This is a genomic window from Stenotrophomonas sp. 05L44_2, assembly GCF_056665995.1.
In genome coordinates this window covers 1-3,235 of sequence record NZ_JBFTNR010000493.1, presented here as the reverse complement: position 1 = coordinate 3,235, position 3,235 = coordinate 1, and the positions used below count along the sequence as shown (strand labels likewise).

At 68.6% G+C, this 3,235-nt stretch carries 3 protein-coding genes; all 3 read right to left on the bottom strand.

From position 1 onward, the window contains the following. On the bottom strand, positions 1–458 hold a 458-nt coding region (locus AC1VAN_RS16320), incomplete at its 3' end, for an N-formylglutamate amidohydrolase (protein ID WP_480986199.1). Beyond that, positions 455–1,996, bottom strand: a complete 1,542-nt coding sequence (gene hutH / locus AC1VAN_RS16315) for a histidine ammonia-lyase (RefSeq protein WP_442252140.1) — start codon at positions 1,994–1,996, stop codon at positions 455–457. The genes hutH and AC1VAN_RS16320, both read right to left, overlap by 4 nt. Continuing rightward, positions 1,993–3,216: an imidazolonepropionase gene (gene hutI / locus AC1VAN_RS16310; RefSeq protein ID WP_025876976.1), complete on the bottom strand. Its 1,224-nt coding sequence runs from the start codon at positions 3,214–3,216 to the stop codon at positions 1,993–1,995. The genes hutH and hutI overlap by 4 nt, the downstream gene beginning before the upstream one ends. Positions 3,217–3,235 lie beyond the last annotated feature (19 nt).

The following is a 3,235-nucleotide window of genomic DNA, read 5'->3' as shown; positions in this document are numbered from 1 at the left end:
GAATGCGCGTCGTACACCACCACGGTGCCGTGGCGTGCACGCAGGCGTGCGATCTGCGTGGCCAGTGCGTTGTGGTACGGCGCGAAATACGTGTCGCGGCGCCGGGCAATCTCGGCGTCGTCCGGCTCGCGACCGGCGTGGTACAGCGGCTGGTTGTCGAAGGTGGTCAGCGGGCRCAGGCCGGTGGTGTTTTGCCCCGGGTACAGCGACACGCCGCTGGGGTCGCGGTTGAGGTCGATCACCGAACGCGAGATTGCCGAGCGCACGGTGGTCGCGCCCATGCCGCGTGCGAAGTCGTACAGCTCATGCACCCACCAGTCGGCATCGCGGCGCGCCAGCCACGGCGAGTGGAAATCGCCGATCAGGTCATGCGGCAGCTCGCTGCCGGTGTGCGGGAAGCTGACGATCAGCGGCGCGTCGCCTTCGTGCACGGTCAGCCATTCGGGATGGCCGTTCATGCCTGCGGTTCGACCGTGGGCAACAGCTCGGCCAGACCCTTGGCCAATGCGCCGCTGCGGACCAGATCGGTTGCGATCACCATGTCCGGGTGGAAATAGCGGTCGTCCTGCAACATCGGCACCTGTGCACGCAGCGTGGCGCGCACGTTTTCCAGCGCCTTGCTGGAGCGCAGCGGCGCATGGAAGTCGCAGCCCTGCGCAGCGGCCAGCAGCTCGATACCGATTACGTTGGCTGCGTTCTCGGCCATCTGCATCAGGCGGCGCGCACCGTGCGCGGCCATCGACACGTGGTCTTCCTGGTTGGCCGAGGTGGGAATCGAATCGACGCTGGCGGGGTAGGCGCGCTGCTTGTTTTCCGAGACCAGCGCAGCGGCGGTCACCTGCGGAATCATGAAGCCGGAGTTCAAGCCCGGGCGCGGGGTCAGGAAGGCTGGCAGGCCGGACAGCGCAGGGTCGACCAGCATCGCCAGGCGGCGCTCGCTGATCGAACCGATTTCGCACACAGCCATCGCCAGCATGTCGGCGGCGAAGGCCACCGGCTCGGCGTGGAAGTTGCCGCCGGACAGCGCCTCACCGGTGTCGGTGAACACCAGCGGGTTGTCGGACACGCCGTTGGCTTCGATTTCCAGCGTGGTCGCAGCCTGGCGCAGGATGTCCAGCGCCGCGCCCATCACCTGSGGCTGGCAGCGCAGGCAGTASGGGTCCTGYACCCGCACGTCGTTGTCGCGGTGCGATTCACGGATGCCCGAATCCTGCATCAGCGTGCGCAGGGTGGCGGCGGTGGCGATCTGCCCACGCTGGCCACGCAGCGCGTGGATGCGCGGATCGAACGGCGTATCCGAGCCCTTGGCCGCTTCCACCGACAGCGCGCCGGTGACCAGTGCGGCCTGGAACACGGTTTCGATCTCAAACAGGCCGGCCAGTGCGTACGCGGTGGAGAACTGGGTGCCGTTGAGCAGGGCCAGGCCTTCCTTCGCGCCCAGTTCCACCGGCTGCAGGCCGGCGCGTGCCAGTGCGTCCACGGCGGGCAGGCGTTCTTCGCCGACGAAGGCCTCGCCGACGCCGATCATCACGCTGGCCAGATGCGAGAGCGGTGCCAGGTCGCCCGAGGCACCGACCGAGCCCTGCGCCGGCACCACCGGCAGCACGCCCTTCACCAGCATTGCTTCCAGCAGCAGCAGCGTTTCCTCGCGCACGCCGGAAGCACCCTGGGCCAGGCTGACCAGCTTCAACGCCATCATCAGCCGCACCACATTGGCCGGCATCGGCTCGCCCACGCCCGCGGCATGCGAGAGCACGATGTTCCGCTGCAGGGTGGCCAGGTCCTCGCGCTCGATGCGCACGCTGGCCAGCTTGCCGAAACCGGTGTTGATGCCATACACCGGTGCGCCCTTGGCGACGATGGCAGCCACCGTTGCGGCACTGGCGCGCACCGCCGGCAACGCGGCCGGGTCAAGCGACAGCGGCGCACCGCGATACCCCTGCCGCCACTGGGCGAGGGTGACATGGCCGGGGCGAAGAACCAGGGTGTTGCTCATGTGTTGCTCCAGGAGGCAGGCAGGTCGGGCTGTCCGCGCACCACGCGCGCGTGCAGCGGGTTGAATCCAATGCGATAGACCAGGTCGGCGGGGGCGTCGATGTCCCAGATCGCCAGGTCGCAGTCCATGCCGACGGCCAGGCGGCCGATGCGCTCGCCATGGCCCAGCGCACGCGCCGCTTCACGGGTGAAGCCGGCGATGCACTCGTCCACGGTCAGGCGGAACAGGGTGGCGCCCATGTTCATTGCCAGCAGCGGGCTGGTCAGCGGCGAGGTGCCGGGGTTGCTGTCGGTGGCCAGTGCCAGCGGCACGCCGGCCGCACGCAGCGCGGCGATCGGCGGCAGGGTGGTATCGCGGGTGAAGTAGAACGCGCCCGGCAGCAGCACGGCGACGGTACCGGCGGCGGCCATCGCGGCGATGCCGGCGTCGTCCAGGTGTTCGATATGGTCGGCCGACAGTGCACCGAAACCGGCCGCCAGTTCGGCGCCATGCTGGTTGCTCAGTTGTTCGGCGTGGATCTTGATCGCCAGCCCATGCGCACGCGCAGCGTCGAATACCTGGCGGGCCTGCGCCGGCGAGAACGCGATGTTCTCGCAGAAGATGTCCACGGCCTCGGCCAGGCCTTCTGCAGCGATGGCCGGAATCATCACCTCGCACACCTCATCGGTGTATTCCTGCGCCTCGCGACCGGGCGGCACCGCGTGCGCACCGAGGAAGGTCGGCACCACGTTCACCCGGCATTCCTCGCCCAGCGCGCGGGCCACCTGCAACTGCTTGCGCTCGTCCTGCAGGGTCAGGCCGTAGCCGGACTTGATCTCAATGGTGGTTACGCCTTCGGCGCGCATCGCCAGCAGGCGCGGGCGGCTCTCGCGTGCCAACTGCTCTGGCGAGGCAGCACGGGTGGCGCGCACCGTAGAGACGATACCGCCACCGGCACGGGCGATCTCTGCATAGCTCACGCCCTGCAGGCGCTGCTCGAATTCGTTGGCGCGGTTGCCGGCGTAGACCAGGTGGGTGTGGCAGTCGATCAGACCGGGCGAGATCCATCGGCCTTCGCCGTCGATGCGGGTGGTCGGCTGCAGATGGGCATCGCTGCCGGCGGGGCCGACATGCACGATGCGGCCATCGGTGGCGGCCAGTACTGCATCGCGCAGGACACCCAGGCCCTCGCCATCAAGGGTCATCAGGTGGACGTTGGACCAGAGGGTATCGACGTGCATGGCATCCACAACGCAGCTG